The sequence below is a fragment of the Sulfurimonas sp. NW9 genome (genome assembly GCF_051132275.1).
In the GTDB taxonomy this organism is placed as follows: Bacteria; Campylobacterota; Campylobacteria; order Campylobacterales; family Sulfurimonadaceae; genus Sulfurimonas; species Sulfurimonas hydrogeniphila.
Window position 1 is genome coordinate 240,855 of sequence record NZ_CP093236.1, and the last position, 16,184, is coordinate 257,038.

The 16,184-nt window shown below is 37.5% G+C and carries 12 protein-coding genes; 7 read left to right on the forward strand and 5 right to left on the reverse strand.

Going from position 1 to position 16,184, the window contains the following annotated elements; genetic code table 11:
* Nucleotides 1-19: 19 nt before the first annotated feature.
* Together MLC44_RS01515 and MLC44_RS01520 are read right to left on the reverse strand one after the other, a co-directional pair.
* Nucleotides 20-169: a hypothetical protein gene (locus tag MLC44_RS01515; protein ID WP_434658152.1), complete on the reverse strand. Its 150-nt coding sequence runs from the start codon at nt 167-169 to the stop codon at nt 20-22.
* The gene (locus MLC44_RS01520; protein WP_434658154.1) at nt 153-1,391 is read right to left on the reverse strand and encodes an MBOAT family O-acyltransferase; all 1,239 of its coding nucleotides are present in this window, start codon (nt 1,389-1,391) and stop codon (nt 153-155) included. Before MLC44_RS01520 ends, MLC44_RS01515 begins: the two co-directional genes overlap by 17 nt.
* Before the next feature lie 81 nt (nt 1,392-1,472).
* Between MLC44_RS01520 and MLC44_RS01525 the strand changes: the two genes are divergently transcribed.
* From MLC44_RS01525 to MLC44_RS01550, 6 genes are all read left to right on the forward strand, one after another.
* A complete protein-coding gene (locus MLC44_RS01525; RefSeq protein ID WP_434658156.1) occupies nt 1,473-3,233 on the forward strand; it encodes a nidogen-like domain-containing protein in 1,761 nt (586 codons plus the stop codon).
* A gap of 166 nt (nt 3,234-3,399) precedes the next feature.
* A complete protein-coding gene (locus MLC44_RS01530) occupies nt 3,400-6,558 on the forward strand; it encodes a DUF4214 domain-containing protein (RefSeq protein WP_434658158.1) in 3,159 nt (1,052 codons plus the stop codon).
* 606 nt (nt 6,559-7,164) lie between these two features.
* On the forward strand, nt 7,165-7,395 hold the full coding sequence (locus tag MLC44_RS01535) for a hypothetical protein (protein ID WP_346389223.1): 231 nt from the start codon (nt 7,165-7,167) through the stop codon (nt 7,393-7,395).
* Nucleotides 7,396-7,621: 226 nt separating this feature from the next.
* Nucleotides 7,622-7,822, forward strand: coding sequence for a hypothetical protein (locus MLC44_RS01540; protein WP_434658161.1), 201 nt, complete (start codon nt 7,622-7,624; stop codon nt 7,820-7,822).
* A gap of 246 nt (nt 7,823-8,068) precedes the next feature.
* The gene (locus tag MLC44_RS01545; RefSeq protein WP_151901194.1) at nt 8,069-8,320 is read left to right on the forward strand and encodes a hypothetical protein; all 252 of its coding nucleotides are present in this window, start codon (nt 8,069-8,071) and stop codon (nt 8,318-8,320) included.
* Nucleotides 8,321-8,652: 332 nt separating this feature from the next.
* Nucleotides 8,653-9,396 (forward strand): transposase, encoded by a 744-nt coding sequence (locus MLC44_RS01550; RefSeq protein WP_434658163.1) that lies wholly within the window; start codon nt 8,653-8,655, stop codon nt 9,394-9,396.
* Nucleotides 9,397-9,430: 34 nt separating this feature from the next.
* On the opposite strand, the gene MLC44_RS01555 is transcribed toward MLC44_RS01550, so the two are convergent.
* Both MLC44_RS01555 and MLC44_RS01560 read right to left on the reverse strand, forming a co-directional pair.
* Complete coding sequence (locus tag MLC44_RS01555; protein ID WP_434658165.1) at nt 9,431-9,685, reverse strand: hypothetical protein; 255 nt, start codon at nt 9,683-9,685, stop codon at nt 9,431-9,433.
* Nucleotides 9,686-9,874: 189 nt separating this feature from the next.
* Nucleotides 9,875-10,003, reverse strand: a complete 129-nt coding sequence (locus MLC44_RS01560) for a hypothetical protein (RefSeq protein ID WP_434658167.1) — start codon at nt 10,001-10,003, stop codon at nt 9,875-9,877.
* Between the two features lie 259 nt (nt 10,004-10,262).
* Here MLC44_RS01560 and MLC44_RS01565 point away from each other — a divergent pair, with 259 nt between their 5' ends.
* Nucleotides 10,263-15,428 carry a DUF4214 domain-containing protein gene (locus MLC44_RS01565; RefSeq protein WP_434658168.1) on the forward strand — a complete coding sequence of 1,722 codons (5,166 nt, stop codon included), beginning with the start codon at nt 10,263-10,265 and terminating at the stop codon, nt 15,426-15,428.
* Nucleotides 15,429-15,664: 236 nt separating this feature from the next.
* Here the strand turns inward: MLC44_RS01565 and hepT are convergent, their stop codons facing one another.
* On the reverse strand, nt 15,665-16,069 hold the full coding sequence (gene hepT / locus MLC44_RS01570; RefSeq protein ID WP_151901180.1) for a type VII toxin-antitoxin system HepT family RNase toxin: 405 nt from the start codon (nt 16,067-16,069) through the stop codon (nt 15,665-15,667).
* Between the last annotated feature and the right edge of the window lie 115 nt (nt 16,070-16,184).

Genomic DNA, 16,184 nt, shown 5'->3' on the forward strand with positions numbered 1-16,184 from the left:
AAAAACCGCATACTGAACCTTAAAAGTTGAAATAAACAAATGTCTGCGCCGGTGTGACAGCCATATATTTGAGTGCTGTAAAAAAAGCGATGCCGGCTACAGCACCATGCCAGTTTCTGACACGGATGTGTTTGGTGTGATAGGCTATCATTTCAGAGGAGTTTTTCATAAACCAGACAAGAACAAAAGCTGTGGCAAACAGAAAAATTGTGTTTGTCTATAGCTTGCAAATGGAATGCTTTAAAATTAAAAAGAGTGCTGTAGTAGTGCATGGCACTTGAAAAATCATCAGCACGAAACAAAACCCACAGCAAAGTAACTGTAAGAAAAGTAAGCAAAGTGCCAGAGCTTAATCTGGCACTTTCATAAGATCTGGCACTTTTATGAGATCTGAACAAATGCACAAAACCCAACAAAAGCCCGTGCAAAAACCCCCAGAGTATAAAAGTCCATCCCGCACCGTGCCAGATGCCACCGATGGTCATAGTCAGCAGGAGGTTGACAGCCTGGCGTGAGATTTTGACTCTGTTGCCTCCGAGCGGGATGTAAATATAGTCACGCAGAAAATTTGACAGGGTGATGTTCCAGTTTCTCCAAAACTCAATGATATTACGACTTTTGTAGGGTGAGTAAAAGTTTATCGGCAGGCGAATACCAAACAACAGCCCCAGTCCTATAGCCATGTCACTGTAGCCGCTAAAGTCAAAATAAATTTCAAAACTGTATGCAAAAAGACCAATCCATGCCTCAAAAACACTCAACCCCTCTTGTATGTGTGAAAAAGCACTGTTTGCATAGACCGCAAAACTGTCAGCCAGAACCACCTTCTTGAAAAGTCCGACACAAAAAAGAAAGACTCCCGCTGAAAAATATGTCGGATTGAAATGTTTCCATTTCGGATGCAGCACCTGCGGTATAACCTGCCTGTAATGGACTATGGGACCGGCAACAAGCTGCGGAAAAAAAAGTATAAAGAACATATACTCTTTAAAAGAAAAGAATTCTATTTTCTTATAATACAAATCAACCTGAAAAGCTATTTGCTGAAAGGTGAAAAAAGAGATGGCAAGCGGCAAAATCAAAGGCGTATCTGTCATGTTTAAAAAGTAGCTGTATTTGTAATAAACCAAAGGCATCAGGTTTAAAACCAAAATTATACTCAGTAAAACTTTTGCATATCCGGGATGCCTCTCTATAGACAGCGCGAAAAGATAATTGACAACAAGAGAACCAAGCAGTATAAAAAGATGCTGCAGATTCCACTGTGCATAAAAGACAACAGAGGCAACAATGAGAAACCATACACCTGCCCTGTGAAGTTTGAGAACCCAAAATCCAAAAAGAGCCGGCAGTAAAAACAAAAAGATAAAATCATAGGAGTTAAACAGCATACATCATTGTAGTGTTTTTTCATTAAAGCCATGATTAAAGTAACTAATGGTAACATTATAAATTTTTAACAAGGAAACAATATGGCAGCATTAATTAACGGTTTAGGTGGAGACTCCGGTTTTGGGGAAAATGTACTTACAAGAAACGATGACGGGTATTCTGATGCTATAGACATCACATCAGTTTTTCCAAACGGAATCAATCTTTTTACAAACAGATATACAAGTATGTATGTCAACACAAACGGAAACATTACATTTGACGGTGGACTCTACAGTTATACTCCCGGCAGTATTGATGCCGGGAGCAGTCCGATATTTGCAGCATTTTGGGCTGATGTTGATACAAGAAGCGGTACGGTTGCTGCAAACAACGGAAGCACAGCAACGGTCGATACGAGTTTGGGTGCCTACAGAACATTTATAAATAATGATACACTCTATTATGACAGTATTGACTATACCTCCGCAGTATTGAATTACAATATATCCGCCTGGGATCTTTCAAGCTTACAGGCTTTTGATGAAGATGTAAAAGCGACAACAGGATGGGACACAGCGACAAACCCTGAAGCACTCACTGCATCAGAGAGCCTTTATACATTTTTGGTGCAGGCAGCTGCAGATATCGCAGCACAAACAGGAGACTCCAATTATAATACAGCAGGTAATTCTACAGGTTCCAACCTTGTCTGGTACGATCTGGACCCCGACACACAAACCATTACCGTTACCTGGGATGATGTGGGGTACTATAATGAACATATGGACAAAACAAATGCCTTTCAGCTGCAGTTAAAAAATGTGGGAGACGGTAATTTTGACATCTCCTATATCTATGAAGATATTAACTGGACAACAGGGGATGCGAGTGACGGTGTAAACGGTCTTGGCGGTACAGTCGCAAGAGCGGGTTACAGTGCAGGAGACGGTGAACACTACTATGAACTGCCTTTTTCAGGAAGTGAATCAGGGATGTTGGGACTCGATACCTATGCAGTTGCAGGAACAGGAGACACAGGAATCTGGAAGTTGTCTGCTGCAAACGGAAGCATTCAGGGAATAGGGCTTGAAAACAGTGATGATGAACTGGAGGGGACAGCTACCTCTGATATTCTCTCCGGAAGAAGCGGAAATGACATTTTACGCGGAGGACTGGGTGATGACAGCATAGACGGCGGAGAAGGCGATGATATTTTGGACGGCGGAGACGGAAACGATGTCTTTTTTACAGGAACAGGAAATGACACCGTCATAGGCGGTGCCGGCATAGACAAAGTCGTCTACACAGATAACTTAAACAAATACAGTTTTACACCGCAGACAGACAGATATATAATAACAGATGATGCTGCAACGTCCACAGATACTCTGCAGGAAATCGAAGATGCCGTTTTTGCAGATGTTACTCTGGCAGTGGAACTGTTGGCAGTTATAGTGGAACAGGAACAGCAGATAGCACGACTCTACAGTGCAGTACTTGGAAGAAATCCGGATAACAACGGACTCACCTACTGGCTCAATGATATGAACACAAACGGCAGTACCATACAGAACATTTCAGGAGGTTTTGCAGGAAGCGATGAATATCTGGCCCGTTTTGGTGCCCAATCTGATGCAGATTTTATAAATCAGCTTTACAATAATATATTAAGCAGAGATGCCGACCAGGCGGGCTATGACTACTGGATGTCCGAAATAAACAGCAGCGGGGACAGAACAGGAATGATAGTGAGTTTTTCAAACAGCAGTGAGTATGAAGCGGCACAGCAGGCAAATGTAGAGAATTTTCTGAACAATGTCGATTTAAGTTCGTTAAATACAGATACACTGGTTATATAAGATTTATATTTCTTTTAAGTTTTACAATGTTACAATACACAACGTTTCACCTAGGAATGCATGCTTTACAATCTAGTCTCAAAGTCTAGAGTGTTAAAATTCAATTTCTAAGCTAACATCTAGCGAGGCTAGATACCTAGGTCAGACTTAATATTAAGGAGAAAAAATGGCTACTAGAGAACAAATAGCTAAATTATATGTTGCAACTTTTAACAGAGCTGCAGATGCGGACGGACTTGCTTACTGGATAAGTGACGGAACGCCGAACACAACAAGTCTGACGGACTTAACAGACTTAGCAGCTGCTATGACAGAGAGCCCAGAGTATCAGGCACTTTACAGCGGACTTGACAGAGAAGCTACAGTACAGGCAATGTACAACAATCTTTTTAATAGAACAGCAGCAGCAGACGAGCTTGCATACTGGGTAAGCGGAGACGGTGGGACAATCCCTGTTAACCAACTGATCATCGCTCTTATAAACGGTGCAGAAGCAGACACAGGAAGTGCTACAGATGCTGCAGTAATGAACAACAAGGCAACAGTAGGTCTTTACTTTGCAGATATGGGTCTTAATGATGTAGATGCAGCTAAAACTGTATTGGCTGGTGTTACTGCTGATCCTGCTACTGTTACGGCGGCTGAGGCTACTGTGGATCAAGTTGCTGCAGAGCAGAACCCTTTATTGTTGACAACAGCTGATGATTCAATTGTTGGAACAGATGCAACTGACTTTTTTGATGCAACAACAGCTGGAACACTTAACAATAACGATGTTATTCTTGATAGCACAACTACTGACAATGACCTTCTTAAAGCTACTGTTACTTCAAGCGGTATCAACGCAAGACTTCAAAATGTTGAAGATGTAGAAATCACTGGTAAGTATGTAACAACTGGTTTTAATCTTTCTAACACTACAGGTACAAAAACTTTAACACTAGATACTGATCTTCAAGGTGGTACGGCAACAGTTACTGGAGCAAACTCTATCAATGCTGAAAAAATTGTAGCAGGTTCAAATATTAATACTCTTAATATTACTTCTTTGGCTTCTGGTACTAGAGATACAGTAACTGTAGATTCAGGAAGTGCAAATGTAAACTTAACTGGTGTAGCAGCTGGTGCAGATAAGTATGATGTAAGTATAGCTGCTGGTAAAACTTTAACACTTGCAACTATGGACAGTGCTGGTGATGCAGTAACTGTTAATGCAGCGGGTGACTTTACACTTGATGATAGTGGAATAAACACTCCTGCTGCTGCTGCTACAAATCTTGCAGTAACTATCAACAATAATTCTGCTGATGCTATTACAGTAACTGAAGGTGATGCTACTCTTATGGCTAAAACACTGACATTAGCTGGAAATGCGATTACTTTAGATGTAACTGCAAATACAGCAGCAGTAAGTGGACTTGCTGTTACTTCTAGTGCTGCTAGTTCTACTATTAAAATAGCAAGTACAGCTACAATTGGTGCTATGGCATTAAATGCAGCAGTTGTAACTACTGTTGATGTTGCTGCTGACATTTCAGGAAGTACTATAACAGTAAACGAAGGTACTGTTGCTGATTTAACTGCAACACAGGGTGCTGCTGCAACAACTACGGTTGATATAGATAACGCAAATGGTGATTTTGCAACGAATGGAACAACGGGTACATTACTTTTAAATATTGATGCAACACAAAACAATCTAACAAGCGCAATTGCAACAGGTGCACATGTAGATACTGTTCTTATAAATGCTGGTGCATTGGCTGATGATGCAAATGGTAATACTCAGACTGTGACATTAACTGAGCTAGATGTTACTGCAGGTGCTGCAATTGCTACAAATGTTACAACAGTTGTAAGCGGTGCAAATGCTTTAACTATCAACACTCTTACAAATACAGCTGCTGATGTTGTAACTGCTACAGGAATGACTGGCGCATTGACAATTGGTGATTTTACAAATGATGCAAAAGTGTACGGTGGTTCAGGAAATGATTCATTTACAAGTATAACGGCAGGGGCAGCATTAGAAATCCATGCAGGCGCTGGTGATGACACTGTTGATGTATCTGCAGGTAGTGTAGCTTCAACAATCTTTACTGATGCTGGTAATGATAGTGTATTGACTTCAGGCAATGGTGATACTGTTGACCTTGGTACTGGTGATGACAAAGTAACTGCAAATGGTGGAGCTTCTATCACAACTGGTGCTGGTGCGGATACTGTTACGACTGCAGCTACAAATACTGCAACAGTTACAGACTTTACAACTGGTACAGATACTGTTACATTAACAGGAGCATTGGCAGGTAATTTAGATTTAACAAATATGTCTCAGACTTCATCTCAGTATGATACAGATGGTGATGGAGCAAATGATGACTTAACACTTACGGGAATAACTGCAAGTGATCTTTCTGATAGCATACAGCTTAATGTAACAGGAACAACTCAAACAATTGTAGCTGGTGCAAAAGATGATACCATCGTTGTAACAGGTGCTGCTACTATCACAACTGGTGCAGGCTCTGATACTGTTGGACTAGGATCAGGAGCAGGTGCTACTGTAAAAGACTTTACAACTGGAACAGACAAGATAGTATTCGCTGGAGCAGCTGCTGGAAGTGTTGATTTAACTTCTGTTACGCCAACAAGTGGTGCTTATGACTTAGATGGTAATTCTGTAACTGACTTTACATTGACAGATCATACAGAAACTGATTTAACTTCTATAGTTCAGTTGGGTGATAGTTCGACTGCATTTGTAGCTGGTAACAGTAATGCAACAGCTAACGAAGCAATATCTGTTACTGGTGGTAAATTTGATGATTATATTGATGTAGCAGACGCAACAGCCGATGATGATGTAACTGTTAATTTTATAGATAATGGTGGATTTGACACTATTAGCAACTTTACAACGGGAGCTGATCAATTAAGCTTTGGATCCATAACAGGTATCACTGCTGCCACTGCTGCCGCTCCAACAACTCATATTAACGATGCTGTAGATGGTACTGTTTATATTCTAAACAATTCTTCTGTGAACAATGATACAGTAGATTTCACTGTATTGGGTACTCAAGTAAATAACGAAACAGTAACAATCAACACTACTTCAGTAGTTGATGATGTAACTGCTTATATTAACAATGTACTTGGCTCAACTACAGGTGAAACTTATGTAGTAGCACTCGAAGATACAGTTAATACGAATGAAACATATCTATATCTAGTTAATGGAAATACTGACGGAATTACTACCGCAGACATTTCATTAATTGGGCAAGTAGATAGTACTCTAGCAGTTGCTGATATTGCTTAATAAGTAATTTTCAACTTGTTAGAAGCCTAAAAAACTTCAACCGAGAACCCTCACGGGTTCTCACCCTCTACTCTCCAAATTAAAAAAAAAAAAAGGGTGTCAGGCACTATTTTGTGCATTTTCTTAAACTAACCTTTCTACAAGAATGTAACACTATGTTAACCAACTAGCAATTTTACATTTTTATTGTATAATATCTTATGGCTAAAATAGATGAGATAAAATAGATATTAAATACCTTAAGAATATGGTTGAGTTTAACAATAGGTCTTATAGTGGTAATTGTGAGTGGCCTAGTTAAACGATATGACATTGATAAAATTGATTGGGTGTTTTATGCTGGATCTTTTTTATTCTTTATATTGATATTTGTGTTATTATTAATTATCATTAAAATATCAAACAAAACAAAAGAAATAAAGGATTTGTAATGGATGCAAGTATTGTTTTTATAGTAGGAGCTTTGTTAATGGCAGCAGTATTTATTTTTGGAACATACAAACTAGCTTCAGAATAAACACACAGGCAAAACCAAAAAAAAAGGGTGTCAGGCACTATTTTGTGTTACTCCAATTATTTTTTATCTTTTTTATTGTATAATTGTTTATGGCTAAAATAGATGAGATAAAAGAGATATTAAATACCTTAAGAATTGCTATGAGTATAGCATTTGGTATCTTAGTAATTGTTATTGGTAGCATTATCAAGAGATATGATGCTAATAAAATTGATGATATTTTTTGGATTGGTGTAGGTTTTACTTTTTTATTACTTATTTCTATTTATTTAATAATTAAAAAAATTTCTAATAAAACTAAAGAAATAAAGGAATTATAATGGATATAGCAACAATAGCAATATTATTAATTGCACTAGGAACAATTGGTGTTATGTTTTACGGAGTCAGTAAACTGTCTGAAGGGTGAAAAAAAAAGGTGCCCAAAAAGGGTGTCAGGCACCATTTTGGGCACCATTTTGTGCATTTTCTTAAACTAACCTTTCTACAAGAATAAGCATTATGTTACTCCAATCATTTTTTATCTTTTTTATTGTATAATTGTTTATGGCTAAAATAGATAAAGCAAAAGAAAAGCTTGGTGAAACATTTATGACACTTGCCAACTTATTATTAGTATTATTTCTTTTCAATACTTATATGCAAAAAGATAATTACAGTATCGGTGTTGTTTTATTATCAGTTTATGGTATAGTAAATTTATATTTAATTGGTTATATACTTATCAAAAAAGCTAATGAGGAATGAATTATGGAACTAGCAATAGCAATAGCAGTTATAGGAACTATAGCTTTGGTTGTAGGTTTAAAACTTATATATAAGCCGCATAAACCAAGTCACTAAAAAAAAGGTGCCAAAAAAAGGGTGCCAATACCAATAGGGTGCCAGCAATAGGGTGCCAGGCACCATTTTGTGCTTAAACTAACCTTTCTACAAGAATAAGCATTATGTTACTCCAATCATTCTTTATCTTTTTTATTGTATAATAATCTTATGACATTACAGGAACGGAAAGATAAAGTTGATATTATTGCTAAACTAATTGATTCTCTTTATAAAAAATTGATTATATTATTAGCAATTGATGGAGCGTTTGGTACATATGCGCTAAAATATATAGCAGATTCAAATATGGTTGGATATGTATTTGCTGTTATTTTTATATTTGTATCAATAGCAATTTTTGTTACTTATATAAAAATGAATTTATCAACTAAAAAACTTGAAAGGATATCTGATGAATGAAATAGGAATCTTAATAATACCACTAGGTTTTATATTTGCTGCTATTATAGGTTTTTTAGCTGTTAAAAAGCATTGGAAAATTGCAGACTGGGTTTAAAAAAAAAGGTGCCAGGCACCATTTTGCTTTAGTATTGATTGCTATTGACTCATCTTTAGTTGCATGGTTATTTAATCATACAGTAATTAATATGAAAAGCATTGTTGTTTTATTCCTTATTTGTATAATTACAATAAATATTCTTATATTGTTTAGATTTATTCTAGTAAAAATTAAATCACTGAAGGATTTATAAAAAAAAGGTGCCAGGCACCATTTTGTGCTATAATCTTTCATGCCAAGAAAAGAAAGATACGCAGAACCCGGAATATATCATATAATCAATCGTGGAACAGAAAGACGTGACATTTTTTTAGAGCCGGAAGATTATGACTACTTTTTGTTTTTATTAACAAAAGCAAAAAAAGATTATACCATTACACATCATGCATTTTGTCTGATGACAAACCATTATCATCTTCTTTTAGAAACGCACGAACACAATTTGTCCAAAGTTATGCAGTTTATCAATGATAAATATGCAAAATATTATAACAAAAAGTACACAAGAGTCGGACATTTCTGGCAAGGAAGATTTAAATCTTACCCTTTGTTTGATGATGCACACTTTTGGATCGTCGCAAAATATATAGAGAGAAACCACATAAAAGCAAAAATGATTGCAGAGCTAAAAAACTATAAATTTCAATCTTTTTTTCAATGGAAATACAACTATATATATTTAACTCTTTTGGAAAATTCAAAAATATATGACATGACACTCAGTGAATATGAAAACTATATACAAAGCGAACAGGACATTGATGCTATAGACATAGTATATAAGGCTCCAAAACTGACAACAGTCAATGGAAAACTGAAAATGTTAACTAAAAGGTTAGAAACTTTTTTCAATTTTGACACTGATGCAAACAGAAATGAAAATATAAAAAAAGCTTTTGATTATGGGTACACTAAAAGTGAAATTGCAAAGTTTTTGTCGCTAAGCCATTCTTCAGTTCACAGAATACTTGTATAAAAAAGGATGAAGCTGTCAAGAATACATCCAAATGTTATATCTGCAACAATGTTAACAGAGGGCTGCTCTCAATACTGCTGTATTTTATATTTAAAAACCTTTGGGTCAAGTCTAATAAATCGGAAGTAGAGGTTTCTTCCTCGTTGCCTGTTGGCATCTCTTTTTTTAAAACTTCACCGAGTGTTAGTTTTGTCTCTTCTTGTGGAATTATGGCAGATATTTTTTGTGCTGCATCGAAGTAGTTTGCTGGTTTTTCTATATTTTTTTCTATATTTTCTGCAATTTTCATATAGCTGTGATTGCCTGTTGTTTGAGCAGTGTCACCATATTTGAGTATAGCATCTATAGATGGAGCTCCAGTGGTATAGCCATTACTTTGTAGCAGATGGATTGCTTTTAGAGTATCATCCTTTTGTAGACCTAAATCTTTTAATGCATTATTGTACTCAAATGTTGAAACACCTGTTATTTGTGAGCGTTAATGAATTTCGTAAAAATTTTCTAAAGCTTTTTGAAATGTTGTATCACTCTTTTGAGGTTTATCTGCTTTTGTAGAAGTTGTCTGTATACCCGTGCTTGATGCAAGGAGATTGTTGTTAATACTCATGCTCGTCATCCCTCTAAAATTTTAAAAAATAAAAGCAATATTTATTCCAATAAAAGAAATCTAAGAAAAGGCAAAAGGCACTATTTTGAGACTTTTTTAAAATGTCAATACAAAAACTCAAACAAGTAAAGTGATATTTTATTGCTACATCTAACTTATATATCACGCTAAACTTAATAAAACATTTAGTTTCATAGTAGTATACTTTTCTTATGTGGGTATTAAGTTATCTTAAGATTTAAAAAATGAGGAGTATATTATGGCAACTATAAAAGAACAATTAACACAATTATACATTGCATATTTTAACCGTGCACCAGATGCGGACGGTCTGACATATTGGTTGGATCAAATGCAAAATACGGGAATGGATTATGATGCCATTGCACAGAACTGGTCTACCGAGCAACAGGAGTTTACTGATTTATATGGTGACAATCTGACAAATGATGAGTTTGTGGCTAAGGTCTATGAACATGTTTTAGGGCGTGCACCTGATGCTGATGGCTTGGCATACTGGTCTTCAGAACTTTCAAGCGGTACATTAAATACCGGAAATTTGGTACAGGCAGTTGTAGCGGGTGCGAGTGCACCGACGGGGAGTCTGACAGATGCTTTAACATTGACAAACAGAACGGATGCCGGTTTAACCTTGGCAAATGCCGGCATTAACAACATTGATCTGGCTAAAAAAGTGGTTCTCGCGGTGAATCATAAACCAGAAACAGTTTCTATAGCAAAAAGTGTTATCAGTATTGCTGCAAAAGAAGTGGAACAGGCAGGAGGAGAGGATGCTGCGGACTTAAGCGGTGCTATTACAACGCTCGACACGGTGCATACAATGCTGACTGACACAACGCAGGCAACTACACTTGACAATACATTGGCAAATTTAGAGACTTTGTTGCAAAAAACAGAAGAAGCAGTAGTTGCAGGAACAGTTACAGATGTGGCATCTGTTTTGGCAGCAACGGCAACAACGGTAGAAGCCGCATCAGTTGACCCTACATTTGTTGAAAATCCGGACACTTTGGCAACAAGTCTGGTAGAAAATCCGGACAGTGTGGTAACCGAGGCAACAACCACTATAGAAGATGCCAACAATCCGACACCGACACCAACTCCACCGCCACCACCGCCGGCAGATACAACGCCGCCGACTATGCTCTCTGCCGTTGTAAACAGTGATGGAGATGTAGTGATAACCTACAGTGAAAGTGTGGCAAGTTCGACTGTGGAAGCGGGGGATTATGCGGTAAGCATAGATGGCACCCCAACAACACCTACTGCAGCAACAGTAAGTGCAAACACGGTAACATTGACGATGCCGACAAAAATTCTAGCCTCTTCAACAGTTACTAATGTGGTTTACACTGCTGCAAACGGTACAGCAAACTCCATTAAGGATGCTTCAGGCAATGCAGCTATAGACCAAACACTCGCAACTGTTACAAATAATTCAATATGGTATACTATAGCTGAGTTAACTGCTGCAACTCCAACTCCAACAACATATGCTGTTTTAGATACTGCAGCAAATGCTGCTGCTGATGCGTCAACTGGTACTTATATTACAGGAAATATTAATGTTACTCTTACCGATGCAGCAACAATCGCACAGCTTACAACTATTGATGCTGCTACAAGTGGTACACTGACATATACAGCCATTACCGATACTGCGGCAAATCTTGCTACAAATACAGGTGGATACTTGACAGGTGCTGTTAATGCTACTGTTACTGATGCAGGTTCAGTAGCAGCAGCAGATTTAAATACAATAGATGCTGCCACAACAGGTACAGTTGATGCGAGTGCAATTACAACTTTAACAGGAACAGCAGCGGATATAGGTACAGTTTTAACTGCTGCCGGAAATGGTCAAATCACATTAAACGGTAATGAAAATATAACATTAACTGATGCAAACAACACTCCAATCTCTGCAGCAGACTTAGCTGCAATCCAAGGAGCTACAGGTGGAACGGTTACAATTACAAATGCAGTTATTGTTAACGGTACTACAGATGGTACATCTACAGCAGACACAATAGATGTCCGTGGAATTATATTTACATCTTCAGCGGTCACCATTAATGGGAATGATGGTGATGATAAAATCATTGGCGGTGATGAAGCAGATACCATCAATGGCGGTACGGGCAATGACATTATTCGTGGCGGTGCTGGAGTTGATACTATTAATGGGGGTGAAGGTGATGATACATTTGTAATTCTTGGTGCTATTGGTGCAGGTGATTATGCAGCTTCTGATGTTACAGCAGGAACTGGTGCAGCAGCTTTAGGCTTGGCTGATGTCATAGATGCTGGAGTAGCAACAAGCGATAGTGGCACAGATGGAACTGGTGAGACTTATGATGGTGGAACGGGAACAAATACTATAGAAATTTGGGGAAATGCTGATATTACAGGAGCAACTGTTTCTAACATCCAAACTATTAACACGCACTCAACACTTACTATAAGAGATGCACAGCTTCAAACATTAGCAACTAATGGTGCTGTAACACTTGATTTGTTAGATACCGATTCAGTAATTACGATCGAAGGTAGTGATACAGTAACAGTAGGTGGCACCCCTTATGATGTAATCGATCCAGAGATGGGACTTGCATTTTTAACATACTTCTCACCTGCTATGAGTGCTACCGATGCAACAAATGCTCCTACATTTGGAGCTACCATTCGTTTTAATTTAGATCTTTTTGAAACAGGGAACTCTTACACAACCTATACTATCAAAGCCAGTGATGTTATTCCTGTTGTCAATACAACAAATGGTACTGTAACATATACAGATGCTACAGGTGAAAACTCTGTAGTATATGCTGCTGATTTAAGTGCAGCTGGTGTAACAGCTACAACTATAAATAGTGATGATGGTGATGACATTATATTTGTACAAAATATGGATAGCAGTGTTACCATAGATGGCGGAACTGACAGTAGCACAATCCCACCAAGCTCAACTATTCCAACAGGTGATGTATTGGTTTATGATGATACTAATGGTGCTACAGATGATTTAGACAATGTAACAAATGTTGAGATTGTCTCATTTTTAGACAGTGGTGCATCTGTTGTAGCAACAGACAACTTAGTTGCAGCTGGAGCGATGCTTACTGTAAATGCAGTCTTAATAGATAACACCACTGCAACTGGTCTTACATGGGATGGTAGTGCAGAGACTGATGGTTCATTTTTAATCATTGGTAGTCAATATGCAGATAATATTAAAGGTGGTGCACAAACTGATAGAATTTATGCAGATGAAAATGATGTTATAGATGGTGGTGCTGATACGGGTGCAATTAGTCCGTATGATCAAGATTTTGGCGATATCGTTGTTTTTGAGGTACCAGTAAATGCAATTAGTACAGAATTAACAGATGCTGATTTACAAAATATTGAAGTTATCAATGTAACAGATATAGGTGCAGATGCTACAGATACTTATGACTTTTCTGTACAAAGTGAAGTTGCAGGATTTAGCATTCATGTCTTAGCTGGTGTTGATGCAACTACAGGAAACTCTATAACAAGTGGTGTAACTATTAAAGGTAGTCAAGGTACAGACTACATCGTTGCAGGTGCTGGTGCAGATACTATTTCAGGTGAAGGTGGTGATGATACACTTATATTTTCTGCAAATCAAAATGTTAATACAGTAACTCTTGGAACTGGTGCAGATACTGTTATACTTGGTAGTGCTGCTGCAAAAGATGATGGAACTGATGAAGTTAATATTTCTGATTTTGTTGTTGGTACAGACAAATTAGTTCTTACAGGTGCTGCAGCTGGTACATCATTAGATCTTTCTAGTGTAAGTGTGGCTTCTGATGTTTATAGTTTTGATGCAAACTTCAAAACTACATTAACTGGAAACACTGCTACTGATATGACAACAAGTGTTCAACTTGGATCTTCAACTGTTGCATATGATTTAGCTGCAGGCTCAACTGTTGTTGCTGGTAGTTTAAATGACAATATTACAGCTGCTACAAGAAATGGTGTAAATACTGTTAATCTTGGTGCTGGTAATGACATATTTACAGGTGGTACTGGTGGCGACACTATCACAGGTGGTGCAGGTGATGATGTAATCACACTTGGTACTGGTGCAGATAATGTAACTGTGGATGCTGGAACAGATACATTAATAAATCTTGCTGCAGCAGATACTTTAACAGTAGATGCAAGTGCTATTGCAAATCTTACATCAGCGAATGGTAATACATTAGATATGACAGGATTAGCAGGATATACTAACAACGGTACTGTAGTATTAAACAATACAGGTGGAGCATCTGCAACAATCAAAGGTGGTGTAGGTGTTGAACAAATTACTGCTGGTGCAAATGGCGACACTATCACAGGTGGTGCAGGTGATGATGTAATCACACTTGGTACTGGTGCAGATAATGTAACTGTGGATGCTGGAACAGATACATTAATAAATCTTGCTGCAGCAGATACTTTAACAGTAGATGCAAGTGCTATTGCAAATCTTACATCAGCGAATGGTAATACATTAGATATGACAGGATTAGCAGGATATACTAACAACGGTACTGTAGTATTAAACAATACAGGTGGAGCATCTGCAACAATCAAAGGTGGTGTAGGTGTTGAACAAATTACTGCTGGTGCAAATGGCGACACTATCACAGGTGGTGCAGGTGATGATACTATTACGCTTGGGGCTGGTGCGGATAATGTAACTGTGGATGCTGGAACAGATACATTAATAAATCTTGCTGCAGCAGATACTTTAACAGTAGATGCAAGTGCTATTGCAAATCTTACATCAGCGAATGGTAATACATTAGATATGACAGGATTAGCAGGATATACTAACAACGGTACTGTAGTATTAAACAATACAGGTGGAGCATCTGCAACAATCAAAGGTGGTGTAGGTGTTGAACAAATTACTGCTGGTGCAAATGGCGACACTATCACAGGTGGTGCAGGTGATGATACTATTACGCTTGGGGCTGGTGCGGATACTGTAGTGTTTGGTGCTACTGCAACTGCTAATGGTTCTGATACTATTAGTTCGTTTACATCTGGTACTGATAAATTAAATGTTGCTGCATTTGAAACTGCAGGTGCAACTGTTGCTTTAACTGGTAATATTACAATCACAAATGGTGTTGTTTATACATTGGTTGGACAAGCTGCTGGTGCAGCAGATAGTGCTGCTGCTGCAATCACAGCAATGGATGCTGCTGCTACAATCACTGATACAGCAAATACTGCTTGGATTTTAATATCTGATGATAATTCTTCAGCTATCTATGAGTGGACTGGTGATGCTGGTAGTGATGGAGCTGCTAATGATACATTGACTTTGGTAGGCACAATTGATTCTACTACTGTTGCTGGAGATTTAGCTATTTAACAACCTAACGAGAACCCCTAAGGGTTCTCGCCCTTCCTCTACATGTAACTTATCTACACATTTTCTAAATTTCTTTATTCTTAAAGTTTGGTTATATTTAGCTTAAAGAGTGGGTAAATGGTGGGTCAGTTTAAAAAGGTGTTGGATATTGTACGATAAGAAGGCATAGTAGCCAGAGGGGTGATTAATCCCTCTAAAATGGTGCCTGGCACCATTTTGTGGCACCATTGTGTGCATCAAATATTTTCAATATAAGAAATATATTGTTCAATATCATCTAATTTATTTAATATTTCATCGCATATAAAAGCATAGTCTATCTTTTCATAATCATGTGCTAAAAAATTTCTAAAAGAAGCGATTTTTGCAAAATTGTATGCAAATTCTCTCGGGATAATTCCATGTTCTCCAAGTATATCTATAGCTTGGTAATAGCTTTGAGGATTAGGTAAAGATTTACTTTTTATAACCATTTCTGCAAGTGAGATAGAACCGTCACTCACTAAATACAAATAATGCAAAACAGCACCTTCAAACATAGCATCTTTTAAAAATCTCTCTTTGCAATCTGTTTTATAACTTTGTAAAAGTCCTATATAGTACTTAAGCTTTGCAATCTTTGCATCAATTTTATGCTGCATTTATGTACCTTTTAAAGCTTTAAAATCCAATATTTGATGTTGTTTTTTGAGTTCAAAATCAAATCTTTGTTGGGAGTCTTGAGAATAATGCCGTCTTTGAGTATATTTTCCAATA